Source organism: Parendozoicomonas verongulae (assembly GCF_009711465.1).
Classification (GTDB): Bacteria; Pseudomonadota; Gammaproteobacteria; order Pseudomonadales; family Endozoicomonadaceae; genus Sansalvadorimonas; species Sansalvadorimonas verongulae.
Window position 1 is genome coordinate 1 of the sequence record NZ_SMME01000208.1, and the last position, 366, is coordinate 366.

The window sequence follows — 366 nt, forward strand, 5'->3', positions numbered from 1 at the left end:
TGAGTTCGGGATGGGATCAGGTGGTTCCAATGTTCTTTTGCCGTCAAGCAAAACTGTTTGAGCAAAAAGACAATCGGTCTCAATGTTCGAAATTTAAAGCCTGGCGATGACCTACTCTCACATGGGGAAGCCCCACACTACCATCGGCGATACTTCGTTTCACTGCTGAGTTCGGGATGGGATCAGGTGGTTCCAAAGCTCTTTCGTCGCCAGGCAAACTGGTGGTTAATGTTCTTGGAACACTAACCTGGGAATCTGTCGTTTGTTGCTGCACTCTTTTGTGCATGGTGCTCTTTCGAGCTGAATCATTGCGCGTTATCAGCAATTCAAAAATTACTTTGGCGTTATATGGTCAAGCCGCACGAG

At 47.3% G+C, this 366-nt stretch carries 1 rRNA gene; it reads right to left on the reverse strand.

Annotated features, from left to right (window positions below):
• Nucleotides 1–98: 98 nt before the first annotated feature.
• A 5S ribosomal RNA gene (gene rrf / locus E1189_RS00270) occupies nt 99–214 on the reverse strand.
• Between the last annotated feature and the right edge of the window lie 152 nt (nt 215–366).